The organism is Streptomyces sp. NPDC007808 (assembly GCF_042868655.1).
Lineage (GTDB): Bacteria > Actinomycetota > Actinomycetes > Streptomycetales > Streptomycetaceae > Streptomyces.
The window spans coordinates 1-14320 of the sequence record NZ_JBIAEQ010000016.1; the positions used below are offsets into that span (position 1 = coordinate 1).

Consider the following 14320-nt stretch of genomic DNA (forward strand, 5'->3'; position numbering starts at 1 on the left):
GCTAAGCCTTACAGCGCCGATGGTACTGCAGGGGGGACCCTGTGGGAGAGTAGGACACCGCCGAACAAATTTTGAGAAAGCCCCCGGCCGGGGATACCGGCACGGGGGCTTTCTGCGTTTGCTCAGCGTGAGAAATTGGGTCTCTGAGGGTGCTCAGAGACCTTTTGATTACAGGCGTCCGGTTGTTTTCAGCGCGAGATACGCGTCTGCCAGTGCCGGCGCGAGTTCCTCCGGGGTCGCGTCGACGACCGTGACGCCGTGGCGGCGGAGTTGGTCTGCCGTGCGATGGCGTTCGCTCTGAGCCTGGGCGGCGGCTGCGGCCTCGTACACCGAGTCTGTGTTCCCGTGGGCTGTTGCCATGCGTGCAATGTGTGGGTCGGCTACCGATGCCAGTAGCACCGTGTGGCGCTGGGTGAGTTGAGGCAGAACAGGGAGCAGGCCTTCTTCGATGGGGGCGGCGTCCAGGGTTGTCAGCAGGACGATCAGGCTGTGGCGCGGCGCCGTACGTAGAGCGGTGGCCGTAAGGCCTCGGGCGTCCGTTTCGATCAGCTCGGGTTCGAGTGTGGCCATGGCGTTGACCAGGGAGGGGAGGAGATCGCCTGCTGCGCGGCCCTGAACGAGGGCGCGTACGCGACGGTCGTAAGCGAGGAGGTCGACGCGGTCGCCGGCGCGGGAGGCGAGGGCTGCCAGGAGCAGGGCCGCGTCCAGGGAAGCGTCCAGGCGCGGTGCGTCGCCCACGCGTCCTGCTGAGGTACGTCCGGTGTCCAGAACGAGGAGGATGTGGCGGTCGCGTTCGGGGCGCCAGGTGCGGACGGCGACCGCAGATTGCCGGGCCGTGGCGCGCCAGTCGATGGAGCGGGTGTCGTCACCGGGAACGTACTCGCGCAGGCTGTCGAACTCTGTGCCTTCGCCGCGCGTGAGAACACTGGTGCGGCCGTCGAGCTCGCGCAGGCGGGCCAGTTTGGCGGGCAGGTGCTTGCGGCTTGTGAAGGGGGGCAGGACGCGTACGGTCCAGGGAACCTTGTGGGTGCCCTGGCGGGAGAGGAGGCCGAGGGGGCCGTATGAACGGACGGTCACGCGATCGGCGCGGCGGTCGCCTCGGCGGGTGGGGCGCAGGCGGGTGGTGAGGCGGCGGCGTTCGCCTGCCGGCACCGTCACGCGGTGACGCGAGGCGGCCGTCTCGGTGCCGGGCTGCCAACTGCTGGGGGGCCAGGCGTCGCGGATGTGGGCGCGGAGGGGGCGGCCGGACGGGTTGGTGATGGTCAGGGTCACGTCGGCTGTTTCGCCCAGGCGTACGGAGGTGTCGCCGGAGCGGGCCAGGCCGAGACGTCGTACGGGCGCTGCCAGTGCGAAGTCACAGGCACATGCGACGGCCAGCGGGGCGTTGACCGCGAGGATGCCCGTCCAGCTGGGATCCCAGATGCCTACCGGGAGGGAGCCTAGGGCCGCGAGGAGTGCGGCGCGTCCGGTGAGTGCCATCAGCGGGGGACGGGGACGTGGGACAGGATCGCGTTGATGACGGAGTCGGCGGTGACGCCTTCCATCTCGGCCTCCGGGCGGAGCTGAACGCGGTGGCGGAGGGTGGGCAGGGCCAGTGCCTTGACGTCGTCAGGGGTGACGTAGTCGCGGCCGGTGAGCCAGGCCCAGGCGCGGGCGGTGGCCAGGAGGGCCGTGGCGCCACGTGGGGAGACGCCGAGGGTCAGGGAGGGGGATTCGCGTGTGGCCCGGCAGATGTCGACCACGTAGGCCGTGATCTCCGGGGAGACGGTCGTCTTGGCCACGGCCGCGCGTGCCGCTTCCAGGTCTGCGGGACCCGCTACGGGGCGTACGCCGGCGGCGCGCAGGTCGCGTGGGTTGAAGCCCTCCGCGTGGCGCGTGAGGACGTCGATCTCGTCCTGGCGTGAGGGCAGGGGGATGGTGAGTTTGAGGAGGAAACGGTCCAGCTGTGCTTCGGGGAGGGGATAGGTGCCCTCGTACTCGACCGGGTTCTGGGTGGCCGCGACCAGGAAGGGTTCCGGGAGCGGGTGGGGGGTCCCGTCGACGGTGACCTGGCGTTCCTCCATGGCCTCGAGGAGCGAGGACTGAGTCTTCGGCGGGGTGCGGTTGATCTCGTCGGCGAGGAGGAGATTGGTGAACACCGGGCCGGGCTGGAAGGAGAACTCGGCGGTGCGGGTGTCGTAGACCAGGGAGCCGGTCACGTCGCTGGGCATGAGGTCGGGTGTGAACTGGACGCGTTTGGTGTCGAGTTCGAGTGCGGATGCGAGGGCGCGGACGAGCAACGTTTTGGCCACCCCGGGGACTCCTTCAAGGAGAACGTGTCCGCGGCAGAGGAGGGCTACGACGAGGCCGGTCACTGCGGGGTCCTGGCCGACCACGGCTTTGGCGATCTCGGCGCGCAGGGCCTCCAGGGAGGCGCGGGCGCTGCCCGGATCCCCGGTGCTCCCGGCGTTGTCAGTGGTCGGGTCCATCATGGACGGCGTACCTCTCTTTCGAGGGCGTCGAGTCGGTCGGCGAGGGAGATGAGTGCTGCGTCGTCGCTCGGCGGCGAGCCGAAGAGGAGTGTGTGCAGGGTCTGTCCGTCCTCGGGGTTGCGGAGGTGGGCGGACAGGGCGGGGAGAAGGGCCTCGGGCGCATGCGCCTGGGAGGCGGCGACACCTACGAGGGGGGCGAGGCGCGTGCGGGTGGTGGAGCGAAGAGCGGCGGCCGCGCGATCGCGGGCGTTCGCCTTGCGGTAGAGGCGGGCGCGGCCTTCGACGGTTTCGGAGGCGCGGATCGCCACGGGGAGTTTCTCAGGCACCAGGGGGCCGAGTCGGCGTGCCCGCCAGAGGGCGGCCAGTGCTGCGGCGATGAAGAGTTGCAGGCCGCCCCAGACCCAGCCTGAGGGGAGCAGGTCGAAGAAGCCGCGTTCGCCTTCCGGGTCGGCGGCTGTCGTGTCGGAGAGCGAGGGGAGGTACCAGACCAGATGGGGGCGGGAACCGAGGAGTTGGAGGGCGAGCGAGGCGTTGCCCAGCTCGTCGAGGCGGTCGTTGACGAGGATGTCGGGTGCGCCGAGCACCACCGTGTCGCCGCCCCCGCTGGTCTCCGGGACGCGCAGGAGGGTGGCCAGGCGCTCGCTGGGGTAGCACTCGTCGGCGTCGAGGTGGGTGGTGGTGTAGCGGATGCCGCCCAGGTCGGCGGTGCCGGCGCGGCGGGCGGCGGGCAGGGAGCAGCCGGGGTCGAGTTCGTCTTCGAGGCTGGTGGCGGGGTCGGCGGTGACACCGGGGGCGAGTCGTTCGACGGACCGGCTGCCGGGGGCGACGAGGACGGTACGGCCGTCGGCGTCGGCGGTGGCCGAGCGCAGCCGCGACTGTTGACGGTGCGTCAACAGGTCGGGGGAGGCGACCAGGAGGGTGGTGTCCGGGGCGGCCGCGGAGCGTGCCTCGTCCAACGTGGTGACGACGCGTGTGTCCACGCCCCGGTCGGCGAGGAGTTCGGCGATCGCGCGGCTGCCGTTGGGGTCGGCGGAGCGGGGGTCGAGGGCGCCGTGCCGGGTGTCGGAGCGGATCGTGGCGATCGCGACGGCCGCGGCCAGCAGGACGACGACGGCGAGAGCGATGCCTCGGGTGCGGGTCCAGACCTGGCGTGTGGTGGGCGAGGCCGAGGTGGACGGGAGCGTGGCCTCGGTGGTCATCGGGCGGCTCCGTGGCGGGCATGGGGGGCTGTGCTGGGTGCGTTGCTCGCGAGCTGTGGCTTGGTGCTCTCCAGGGCCTCGTCGAGTTCCGCGATGCGCTGGTACGCCTGCTGGGTGGCTGTCCGCCCGCCGTATGTCACGTCGTCGAAGTCCCGGGCGGCTGTGCGCAGCCGGTCTCGGTGGGAGGGCAGTGAGCGGCCGGCTTCGGCGGCGGCCTCGTCCGCGGTGCGGCCGGGGCGGGCGTCGAGGAGTGCGCGTTCCTCCAGGGAGCGGACGATGGCGCGCATGCGTTCCTGGACGGCCTGGTTCCAGTGGCCCTGGGCAGCGTGCGCTTCGGCGGCGGACCGGTGTTCGGCGGCGCTGCGGGGGCGCTCGTCGAACAGGGCGGCGGAGGAGGTGGGTTGTCGGCGGGGGGTGCCGAGGCGCCACCACAGGGCGCCGAGGACCGCGAGGGCGACCAGGATGACGACGACCAGGCCGAGCGGCCCTCCGGGCGTGACGGTCGAGGCGCTGCTGAACAGGTCTTCGACCCATTCCCAGAAGGCGTCCAAGGCACGTTGGAACCAGCTCGGTTCGTTCTCGTGGTACATGTTCTTGGACAGCTCGCGCCGGGCCGCTTCCCGCGCCGGATCACGCGGGATCGTCAGCGGCGGCTCGTCGTCCGAGCGGGTCGGCAGCGACAGTACGGACGTGTCGCCGCCCCGCGACAGCGACAGCACCGCGGTGCTGTGGGCGCGCAGCACCGTGCGTGCGGCGGCGTCCGGTAGTGCTGACGCCGCGCCGGCAACTCCCCCCGCCAGGAACACCGGTTCAGCTCCCCCCGGTGTCGGCGCCGTACCCCTGGACGCCGGCTGCTCGGGCCAGTTCGAGGTCGAGGGCCTCGCGGCGGATGCGCTGGTCGATGTAGAGCAGCACGGTGACACCGGCCGAGATCGGGAAGGTGATCATGGAGCCGATCACCGAGCCGATGCCGCTGATGATGAGGAATGTCCAGCCGAAGTCGGTGGTGCCCTCGACGAAGCTGGTCGCCCCTTCGCCGCTTACGGCGCCGCCGAGGAAGGTGAAGGGGATGACGACGATCGCCGCGACGATGTTCGCGATGATCGTGGCGAGCAACTGGATGCCGAACACACGCCACCAGGAGCCCCGGACCAGCTTCGCGGAGCGGCTCAGCGACTTCAGAATGCCCTGCTTCTCCAGCATCAGCGCGGGCGAGGCGAGGGAGAAGCGGAACCACAGCCACAGTGCGACGATGCCGGCGCCGAGAACGCCCAGCACGGCGAGGGCCGCGCCTCCCTCACCGGAGCCCGAGGCAGCCACGAGGATGCCCGGCAGGGCGCCCACGGTCACCAGACCGAAGGTCATGAGCAGCAGCAGGAAGAGCAGGCCGAAGAGCCGCAGCACCTGAGGCCGGGCGTCGCGCCAGGCTTCGCCGGTCGTCACCGACTTGCCGAGCACCGCGCGGCTGGTGACCGTCGTCAGCAGGGCGGTGGCGACGATGGCGCCGATCACCGAGATCAGGAAGACCAGGGTGGAGCTGATCAGGGCGTCGCGGGTGGCTCGGGCCAGTTCGCTGACGGTGGCGCTCGGGTCGTTGAGCGCCTCGGTGCCGGCGAGGTCGTTCAGGACGAAGCCCTGGAGCAGGATGACGAGGATCTGCGTCACGACGGCGACGGTCAGGGAGATGCCCAGGACCGTGCGCCAGTAGGTGCGCATGGTGGAGACCGCGCCGTCGAGGATCTCACCGACGCCGAGCGGGCGCAGCGGGATCACACCGGGCTTGGCGGCGGGCGGAGGACCGCCCCAGCCGCTTCCCCACGCGCCGTACCCGCCCGGAGGGCCGTAGCCCTGCTGGCCGCCGCCGTATCCGCCGGGGCTCGCTGGAGGCGGAGCGCCCCAGCCCGGGCCGGGCGGTGGAGGCGGTGGTGCCTCGCCGGGAGCTTGCGGGCCCGTCGGGGCGGACCACTGGGCGGGCGGCGGCTGCTCCTTGGACCACTTCGAGCCGGGCTCCTGTGGGTCCGTTCCCGGCTGCTGTGCGGAGTCGGAACGGTCTGCGGGCTCGGCCGGGCCGGACGCGCCGGGCTCCTGCCCGTCGGACGGGGCGGATCCGGGCGAGGCCCAGCCCGGAGTGTCTTTCATCGTCGCTCCTTCACGGTGCCCGTCCGCGGTCGCGGCGGCAGGTTGGCAGCCATCGTGCCATGGGGTGGTCGTCGGGGTACCGGCCGCGGTATGGGCTGCACACCTTCAATTGTCCGCCGGATACGGGGCAGACTGACCGCATGGCTGATCAGTACGCGCATTCCGGCGAGGACAGCGGGCCGACCGAGATTCCGGCGATCCGATGGGACGAGCCACCCGAGGGCCCCGTTGTGGCGCTCCTCGATCAGACGAGGTTGCCGGCTGAGGAGGTCGAGCTGGTCTGTACGGACGCGCCCGCGCTGGTGGAGGCGATCCGTTCGCTCGCCGTGCGCGGGGCACCGCTGCTGGGTATCGCCGGGGCGTACGGCGTCGCGCTCGCCGCCGCGCGCGGTTTCGATGTGGACGACGCCGCGGAGTCGCTCGCGGGGGCCCGGCCCACGGCTGTGAATCTGGCTGTGGGTGTGCGCAGGGCCCAGGCCGCTTATCGGGACGAGCTCGCGCGCAGTGGAGACGTCGGGCAGGCCGCCGTGGCGGCGCTGGGTGCGGCGCGGGCGTTGCACCAGGAGGACGCCGAGGCCAGCGCCCGTATGGCCGAGCACGGGTTGGCGCTGCTGGACGAGCTGCTTCCGGGCGGCGGTCACCGCATCCTCACGCACTGCAACACCGGAGCGCTGGTGTCGGGCGGGGAGGGCACGGCGTTCGCGGTGGCGTTGGCGGCGCACCGGGCCGGGCGGCTGCGGCGGCTGTGGGTGGACGAGACGCGGCCGTTGCTGCAGGGGGCGCGGCTGACGGCGTACGAGGCGGCGCGCAGCGGGATGGCGTACACCTTGCTCACGGACAACGCGGCGGGCTCCCTGTTCGCGGCCGGCGAGGTGGACGCGGTGCTGATCGGGGCGGACCGTATCGCGGCCGACGGTTCGGTGGCGAACAAGGTGGGGAGTTACCCGCTGGCGGTGCTGGCGCGCTATCACCATGTGCCGTTCATCGTGGTGGCGCCGCTGACGACGGTGGATCCGGGGACGCCGGACGGGGCGTCCATCGAGGTCGAGCAGCGCGCGGGCTTCGAGGTCACCGAGTTCCTCGCCCCGCAGGTGCCGGTGGCGGGGGCGGAGATGGGGGGCGGGATACCGGTGGCGCCGTTGGGGACCCAGGCGTACAACCCCGCGTTCGATGTGACGCCGCCCGAGCTGGTGACGGCGATCGTCACCGAGGAGGGGGCCGCTTCACCCGTGACGCCGGAGGCCTTGTCCGAGTTGTGTGCCCGGTCGCGGCAGGTGCCGCGGTCGTTGTGAGGTAGAGGGAACCGGCCGGGTGCAGACGTGGGCACACCCGCTCTCACGTCACTGACTGCGATGCCGATGAGGGCAGACAGTGGTGACCGCGTACGACTAAGGTCACTGGCCGGTGACCTACCTCACCTGAGCCTTCGCCACTGTTATGAGAATGGGATGATGTCGTTTATGAAGGGACGAGTCCTTGTCGTCGACGACGACACCGCACTGGCCGAGATGCTCGGCATTGTGCTGCGTGGTGAAGGTTTTGAGCCGTCTTTCGTAGCCGACGGCGACAAGGCGCTGGCCGCATTCCGGGAGGCCAAGCCCGATCTGGTGCTGCTGGACCTGATGCTGCCCGGGCGAGACGGCATCGAGGTGTGCCGTCTGATCAGGGCGGAGTCCGGGGTGCCGATCGTGATGCTGACGGCCAAGAGTGACACCGTCGACGTGGTCGTCGGCCTGGAGTCCGGTGCCGACGACTACATCGTGAAGCCGTTCAAGCCGAAGGAGCTCGTCGCCCGTATCCGGGCGCGGCTGCGGAGGTCGGAGGAGCCGGCACCCGAGCAGCTCGCCATCGGTGATCTGGTCATCGACGTGGCCGGGCACTCCGTGAAGCGGGACGGGCAGTCGATCGCGTTGACGCCGCTGGAGTTCGACCTGCTGGTCGCGCTGGCCCGCAAGCCGTGGCAGGTGTTCACGCGTGAGGTGCTCCTGGAGCAGGTGTGGGGCTACCGGCACGCGGCCGACACGCGTCTGGTCAATGTGCATGTGCAGCGGCTGCGTTCCAAGGTCGAGAAGGACCCGGAGCGGCCGGAGATCGTGGTGACCGTGCGTGGTGTGGGTTACAAGGCAGGGCCGAGCTGACATGTCCCGGGACAGTGCCGCTGCGGCCCCCGGTCGGACCGGGGCCCGTCCGGAGCGGCCTGTCGGCCGGAGGGTGTCGGGCTCCCGTTGGGGGCGGTTCCTTGAGGGCGGGCTGCTGCAAGGAGGAGTCCAGGGCAGCCCCGTTCTTCGGCTTCTGCTGCGCTGGGTGCGTCGGCCGCTGCTGCCCGTCATGCGGCTGTGGCGGCGCAACATCCAGCTCAAGGTCGTCGCCACCACCCTGCTGATGTCGCTCGGCGTCGTTCTGCTGCTGGGCTTCGTCGTCATCGGCCAGGTGCGCAACGGCCTGCTGGACGCCAAGGTGAAGGCCTCGCAGAGCCAGGCCACGGGTGGGTTCGCGGCGGCCAAGCAGCGGGCCGACGAGGCGGCGGCCGGCACTGCGGACGACGGCGGGACGGCGGGCGAGCCTTCCGACCAGAACGTCATCCAATGGATGAGCGACCTGGTCTCCTCGCTCTCCAGCGGCGGCCAGGGCGCCTTCGACGTCGTGACGCTCCCGACGTCCGCGGGCGGTGACACCGGCGGGCGCGGTCCGCGTGCTTCCGGCGGTGTGAACCCGACGAGCAGCGTGCCGGAGGACCTGCGCGAGCGGATCGACAGCAATACGAGTGCGTTCCAGAGCTACACGCGCATCGTCTACTACCCGAGCGCCAAGAAGGAGTCCCAGCCGGCTCTGGTCATCGGCAAACAGGTCAACGACCCCAACAGCGACCCGTACCAGCTCTACTACCTTTTCCCGCTCACTCAGGAGGAGAAGTCGCTGAGCCTGGTCAAGGGGACCCTTGCCACCGCCGGGCTCTTCGTCGTCGTGCTTCTCGGGGCCATCGCCTGGCTCGTGGTGCGGCAGGTCGTCACGCCGGTGCGGATGGCGGCCGGTATCGCGGAGCGGCTTTCCGCGGGGCGGCTGCAGGAGCGGATGAAGGTCACCGGCGAGGACGACATCGCGCGGCTGGGCGAGGCATTCAACAAGATGGCGCAGAACCTTCAGCTGAAGATTCAGCAGCTGGAGGACCTGTCGCGGATGCAGCGGCGGTTCGTGTCGGACGTGTCGCACGAGCTGCGGACGCCGCTGACGACCGTACGCATGGCCGCCGACGTCATCCATGAGGCGCGGGAGGACTTCGACCCGGTGACCGCGCGGTCGGCGGAGCTGCTGGCCGACCAGCTGGACCGGTTCGAGTCGCTGCTCGCCGACCTGCTGGAGATCAGTCGCTTCGACGCGGGCGCGGCGGCGCTGGAGGCCGAGCCGATCGACCTCAGGGAGGTCGTGCGACGCGTGGTCAGCGGGGCCGAGCCGCTCGCCGAGCGCAAGGGGACACAGATACGTGTCGTCGGCGATCAGCAGCCCATCGTCGCGGAGGCGGACGCCCGGCGGGTCGAGCGGGTGCTGCGCAACCTCGTGGTCAACGCCGTCGAGCACGGCGAGGGCAGGGACGTCGTCGTCAAGCTCGCCTCCGCAGGCGGGGCCGTCGCGGTCGCGGTGCGCGACTACGGCGTCGGGCTCAAGCCAGGTGAAGCCACCCGTGTCTTCAGCCGCTTCTGGCGGGCGGACCCGGCACGCGCGCGTACCACGGGCGGTACGGGTCTGGGCCTGTCCATCGCGTTGGAGGACGCGCGGCTGCACGGCGGCTGGTTGCAGGCGTGGGGCGAGCCGGGGGGCGGTTCGCAGTTCCGGCTGACGCTGCCGCGGACGGCGGACGAGCCGCTGCGGGGCTCACCCATACCGCTCGAACCCAAGGACTCGCGCCGCAACCGCGGACTCGATGACGCCGGTCTGCCGTCCGGTGGCGGCGAGAAGGCCGCGACGCTGCCGACGCAGCCCTCCGGCGACCAGGCGTCTCCCGTGTCATCGCGGGATCCGATCGCGTCGCGGTTGGGCGCGGCCACGCCCCCCAAGGCGGATCCCACGGCGCTGCCCGGCAACGGCGCGCGCGTGGTGCCCCGCCCCGCGTCGGGAGCGAGACGACAGGACGACCGGGCCGGGGCGGAACGCACGCCGAGCGAGGAAGCCGGGCCCGCCGAGGAGCCGCACGACCAGGGGGAGGCATTCCGTGGCCGCTGACCGTGAGGGGGGCGCCCGACGCAGGCCGGGGCGCGCGGTGGCGTACGCCGCCTGTGGCGCCGTATTGCTGACGGGGTGCGCCTCGATGCCGGACAGCGGTGACCTGCGCGGTGTCGAGTCCACGCCGCGCCAGGACACGCTGGTGCGGGTCTTCGCCATGCCGCCCCGTGAGGACGCTTCGTCATCGGAGATCGTGTCGGGCTTCCTGGAGGCGCTGACCAGCGACGATCCGGACTACGAGACAGCCAGCAAGTACCTGACCGAGGAAGCCGCTCGCAGGTGGCAGCCCAAGCGGTCCACCACGGTGCTCGCCGACGGGCCGGGCGCCGAGGCCGAGCACGTGGGAGGCCGCGAGGACGGCGCCAGCCTCACGTACACGCTGACCGGCACCAGGGTCGCCACGGTGGACGCGCAGCAGTCGTACGCGCCCGCCGGCGGGGCCTACAACGAGTCGATGCACCTCGTCCGGGAGAAGAAGTCCAAGCAGTGGCGTATCGACGTGCCGCCGCGCGGTGTCGTCATGGGCCAGTCGGACTTCCAGCGCAACTACATGTCGGTCGACAAGTACTACTTCGCATCGAGCACCACGCTCGGCAGCTCTCAGCACACGGCCGCCGTCGCCGACCCCGTCTACGTCCGCCGGAACGTGGATCCCATGACGCAGACGGTGCGCTCCCTGCTCAGGGGGCCCACCAGTTGGCTCGACCCGGTGGTCCGGTCGAGCTTCCCCACCGGCACGGCTCTCAGTGTCGACTCGCTGACACCGGACGACCAGAACCGGCTGACCGTGCCGTTGAACGACAAGGCGGCTCGGGTCGGACTGGCCAAGTGCAAGGAGATGGCGGCGCAGCTCCTGTTCACCCTGCACAACCTCACCCCCACGGTGGACGAGATCGTGCTCGAGTCGGGCGACCGGCAGTTGTGCGCGCTCACCGACGACGACGCGGAGGCCGTGGCCGCGCGCGGGTCGGTGGGGCGTGCCGAGTACCTGTACTTCCTCGACGACAACCACCGGCTCGTACGGCTGGCTGCCGCCACCAACGACACGAAGCCCGATCCGGTCCCGGGTGCTCTCGGTGAGGGCGAGAGGGAACTGCGGTCGGTGGCGGTGTCGCGTGACGAGGGCATGGCGGCCGGGGTGAGCCTCGACGGCAGGAACCTGTACGTGGGCGCGCTGGTGTCGGACGGTCCGCTCGGCGAGCCAGAGCTGACCAGCGCGGGAAAGAAGGCCGAGGAGGGGCTCTCCACGCCCAGCTGGGACGCCCAGGGCGATCTGTGGGTGGCCGACCGCGACCCCGCCGATCCCCGGCTGTTGTTGCTGCAGGAGGGCGTCGGCGATCCGCTGGTGGTGAAGACGCCGCCCGGTCTGGAGGGCAGCATCGAGTCCGTCCGGGTGGCTGCCGACGGCGTGCGGATCGCGCTCGTGGTGAAGCAGGGCGACAAGTCGTCGCTGCTCATCGGGCGGATCGAACGCGGCGACGATCACAAGGCGGGCGGCCGCTCTGCCGTCTCGGTGCACGAACTCCGCTCTGCCACCCCGGAGTTGGAGGAGGTCACCGCGATGTCGTGGGCCGGTGACAGTCGGCTCGTGGTGGCCGGTCGGGAGAAGGGCGGCCTGCAGACGATGCGCTACGTCCAGGTCGACGGCTCCACGCCGGAGGGGCCGGCGCCCGCGGCGCTGAGCGGGGTGAAGGAGATCACCGCGTCCGAGGACGCGCGGCTCCCGCTGGTCGGGTACTCGGAGGACGGCATCGTACGACTGCCGTCCGGAACGCAGTGGCGAAAGGTCGTGACGGACGGGACAGCGCCGGTGTATCCGGGCTGAGGTCCTGTCCGGCCGGACCGCTGGGTCCGGGGACGTCGACTGTGGCGGCTGCTTCGGGTGGCCGGGGTGAGACCCGGCTGCCCGAAGCAGCCGCTTTTTCGTTCGGGTGGGAGTCCTCGATTCCTGGGCGGGAGCGCGGGGCCGGGGTTTTCCACAGGGGGTTTTCCACAGGGGTGGTCGCTCGTCGCGGGCCTTGGCACAGTGGTGGGCATGCGGGGGTGGTGGCAGGACTTCACCGACCTGGTGCTGCCGACCGAGTGCGGAGGCTGTGGAAGGCCTCGCACGGTGCTCTGCCAAGGGTGCCGTGCCGTCCTGAGCGGGACCGTACCGAGTCGGGTGCGACCGGTGCCGGAGCCCGGCGGGCTGCCGGTCGTGTACGCGGCCGCCCGGTACACGAACGAGGTGCGGGCGGCGCTGTTGGCTCACAAGGAACGGGGTGTGCTGGCGCTGGCCGCGCCGCTCGGGACGGCTCTGGCGGGAGCCGTGCGTGCGGGGCTCCTGGAGGCCTGTGCGGGCGGGAGAGGGCCGTCGGTGCCGGCTGCAGGGGCCCGGGGCGTCCGGACGCGGGCGGATGAGGCGGGGCGATTCGGGAGTGCCGGTGCTCCTGTGCTCCTCGTCCCCGTGCCGTCCGCACCCGCGGCGGTGCGGGCGCGTGGGCACGATCCTGCCCGTCGGATCGCACTCGCGGCAGCGGGTGATCTACGGCGGGCCGGAACGCCGGCGCGTGTGCTCGCCGTGCTGCGACAGCGGCGGGCGGTGGCCGATCAGTCGGGGCTCAACTCCCGTCAGCGGCTGGACAATCTCAGGGGCGCATTGACGGTTGCTCCCGGAGGGGTCCGGCTGCTCGCGGAAGGTCCGGTCGTGCTCGTCGACGACCTGATGACCACGGGCGCCTCGCTTGCGGAGGCGGCGCGTGCCGTGCGGGCGGGCCTGGCGCAAGGGGCCGGCTCCTGCGGCCCCGTACGGGTGGGCAGGCGCGGCCGTGCGGCGGAGGTGGCCTCCGGCAGGGCGGTGCCGTCGGCCCGGGGCCGAAGCAGGGCGGGGCGCGCAGCGGATGAGGGCGCGGCGGGAGAGGAGAACGTGTGCGGCAGAACGGTGGAGGAGGCGGGCGCGTACGGACGGGTGACCGCGGAGCCCGACGGGCGGGTCGAAGGGGCAACCGCTGTGTACTCGGCGGGAACTCGGGAAAGCAGAGGGGAACAGAGACCTGGATCGACGGAGGACGTGGTGCGGCGGACGCAGGGGAAGCCGGGATTCACGGGTACCGATCGGGCCGGTGACCTGATCTGCGCGGCCGTGGTCGCTGCCCCTCCGGATTCTTTCGAAATAAACCGGAACTGACTGCGAACTTGCATCGTTGCAGGTTACGAGAGGGTCTATTCACCTGAACGGAGGTACGCCGCAGTAGAGGGTGACGACATCCGTCCGGGCGAGATATGTTCGGTTGTGAGGGAAAGGCGCAGGCCATCCCCGCCATATCCGAATGCCGTGCCGTGGTTTTGTGCAAACACCCGCGGCGATGGGGTGGAGATCTTGCCCGTGGGGGAGGAGGAGGTGGAAGTCACCGAGTCCGAGGTTCCGGGGATCGCCGGAGCCTGGTGCAAAAGGGAGATGCTCCGCCGATGGAGCGGAGCGATCCGGGAACGGAGTTCTGCGTGGACATCGTCGTCAAGGGCCGCAAGACCGAGGTGCCCGAGCGGTTCCGCAAGCACGTGGCCGAGAAGCTGAAGCTGGAGAAGATCCAGAGGCTCGATGCCAAGGTGATCAGCCTCGACGTCGAGGTGTCCAAGGAGCCCAACCCCCGACAGGCCGACCGCAGTGACCGAGTGGAGATCACGCTCCGCTCCCGCGGTCCGGTGATCCGGGCGGAGGCAGCGGCCAGCGATCCGTACGCGGCGCTCGACCTCGCGGCGGAGAAGCTGGATGCCCGGCTGCGCAAGCAGCACGACAAGCGTTTCTCGCGCCGAGGCGCACGCCGGCTGACGGCGGCCGAGGTCCCCGACCACGTTCCGGGCGCGGCGACGCTCAACGGCAACGGCCACACCGTGCAGGAGGAAGAGCCGGACGGGATCCCCACCAAGAAGATCGGCTCGCTGGAAGTCAAGGGTGAAGGCCCCCTCGTCGTACGCGAGAAGACACATGTCGCCTCCCCGATGACCCTTGACCAGGCCCTCTACGAGATGGAACTGGTCGGGCACGACTTCTACCTGTTCGTCGACTCCGAGACCAAGGAACCGAGTGTCGTCTACCGGCGACACGCCTACGACTACGGCGTCATCCACCTCAGCACGGACCCGATGGTCACCCAGGCGCAGCCCACCGCGGCAGGTGGCACGCTGGGCGGCTGACCCATCCGGCTGACAGCGGAGTCGGTGCCCCTGGAGCGCGTGTGCGCCCCCAGGGGCACCGGCGTGCGACCACTTCGCGCCCCGCTCGTCACCGTAGGGTCGGCCGGGCATGAAATCATG

At 71.1% G+C, this 14320-nt stretch carries 10 protein-coding genes; 5 read left to right on the forward strand and 5 right to left on the reverse strand.

Translation table 11 applies throughout. The features are described 5' to 3' along the window. Nucleotides 1-168 precede the first annotated feature (168 nt). Genes ACFYNL_RS39050 through ACFYNL_RS39070 form a run of 5 tightly spaced genes read right to left on the reverse strand, consistent with a single transcriptional unit; the run spans nucleotide 169 to nucleotide 5809 of the window. On the reverse strand, nucleotides 169-1479 hold the full coding sequence (locus ACFYNL_RS39050) for a DUF58 domain-containing protein (RefSeq protein WP_388812859.1): 1311 nt from the start codon (nucleotides 1477-1479) through the stop codon (nucleotides 169-171). After that, nucleotides 1479-2468, reverse strand: coding sequence for an AAA family ATPase (locus ACFYNL_RS39055; RefSeq protein WP_388812920.1), 990 nt, complete (start codon nucleotides 2466-2468; stop codon nucleotides 1479-1481). Before ACFYNL_RS39055 ends, ACFYNL_RS39050 begins: the two co-directional genes overlap by 1 nt. Further along, nucleotides 2468-3670 carry a DUF4350 domain-containing protein gene (locus tag ACFYNL_RS39060; RefSeq protein ID WP_388812862.1) on the reverse strand — a complete coding sequence of 401 codons (1203 nt, stop codon included), beginning with the start codon at nucleotides 3668-3670 and terminating at the stop codon, nucleotides 2468-2470. Before ACFYNL_RS39060 ends, ACFYNL_RS39055 begins: the two co-directional genes overlap by 1 nt. Then, nucleotides 3667-4476 carry a DUF4129 domain-containing protein gene (locus ACFYNL_RS39065; protein WP_388812865.1) on the reverse strand — a complete coding sequence of 270 codons (810 nt, stop codon included), beginning with the start codon at nucleotides 4474-4476 and terminating at the stop codon, nucleotides 3667-3669. Before ACFYNL_RS39065 ends, ACFYNL_RS39060 begins: the two co-directional genes overlap by 4 nt. A gap of 4 nt (nucleotides 4477-4480) precedes the next feature. Continuing rightward, complete coding sequence (locus ACFYNL_RS39070) at nucleotides 4481-5809, reverse strand: hypothetical protein (protein ID WP_388812868.1); 1329 nt, start codon at nucleotides 5807-5809, stop codon at nucleotides 4481-4483. Nucleotides 5810-5949: 140 nt separating this feature from the next. On the opposite strand from ACFYNL_RS39070, the gene mtnA reads away from it, so the two are divergent. The 5 genes from mtnA (at nucleotide 5950) to hpf (ending at nucleotide 14200) form a co-directional block, all read left to right on the forward strand. Beyond that, nucleotides 5950-7101, forward strand: coding sequence for an S-methyl-5-thioribose-1-phosphate isomerase (gene mtnA / locus ACFYNL_RS39075; protein WP_388812872.1), 1152 nt, complete (start codon nucleotides 5950-5952; stop codon nucleotides 7099-7101). Nucleotides 7102-7257: 156 nt separating this feature from the next. Beyond that, nucleotides 7258-7947, forward strand: coding sequence for a two-component system response regulator MtrA (gene mtrA / locus ACFYNL_RS39080; RefSeq protein WP_187283109.1), 690 nt, complete (start codon nucleotides 7258-7260; stop codon nucleotides 7945-7947). 1 nt (nucleotide 7948) lies between these two features. Continuing rightward, nucleotides 7949-10027, forward strand: coding sequence for an MtrAB system histidine kinase MtrB (gene mtrB, locus ACFYNL_RS39085; protein ID WP_388812875.1), 2079 nt, complete (start codon nucleotides 7949-7951; stop codon nucleotides 10025-10027). After that, nucleotides 10017-11852, forward strand: a complete 1836-nt coding sequence (locus tag ACFYNL_RS39090; RefSeq protein ID WP_388812878.1) for an LpqB family beta-propeller domain-containing protein — start codon at nucleotides 10017-10019, stop codon at nucleotides 11850-11852. Before mtrB ends, ACFYNL_RS39090 begins: the two co-directional genes overlap by 11 nt. A gap of 1655 nt (nucleotides 11853-13507) precedes the next feature. Next, nucleotides 13508-14200 carry a ribosome hibernation-promoting factor, HPF/YfiA family gene (gene hpf, locus ACFYNL_RS39095; RefSeq protein ID WP_388812923.1) on the forward strand — a complete coding sequence of 231 codons (693 nt, stop codon included), beginning with the start codon at nucleotides 13508-13510 and terminating at the stop codon, nucleotides 14198-14200. Nucleotides 14201-14320: the final 120 nt, after the last annotated feature.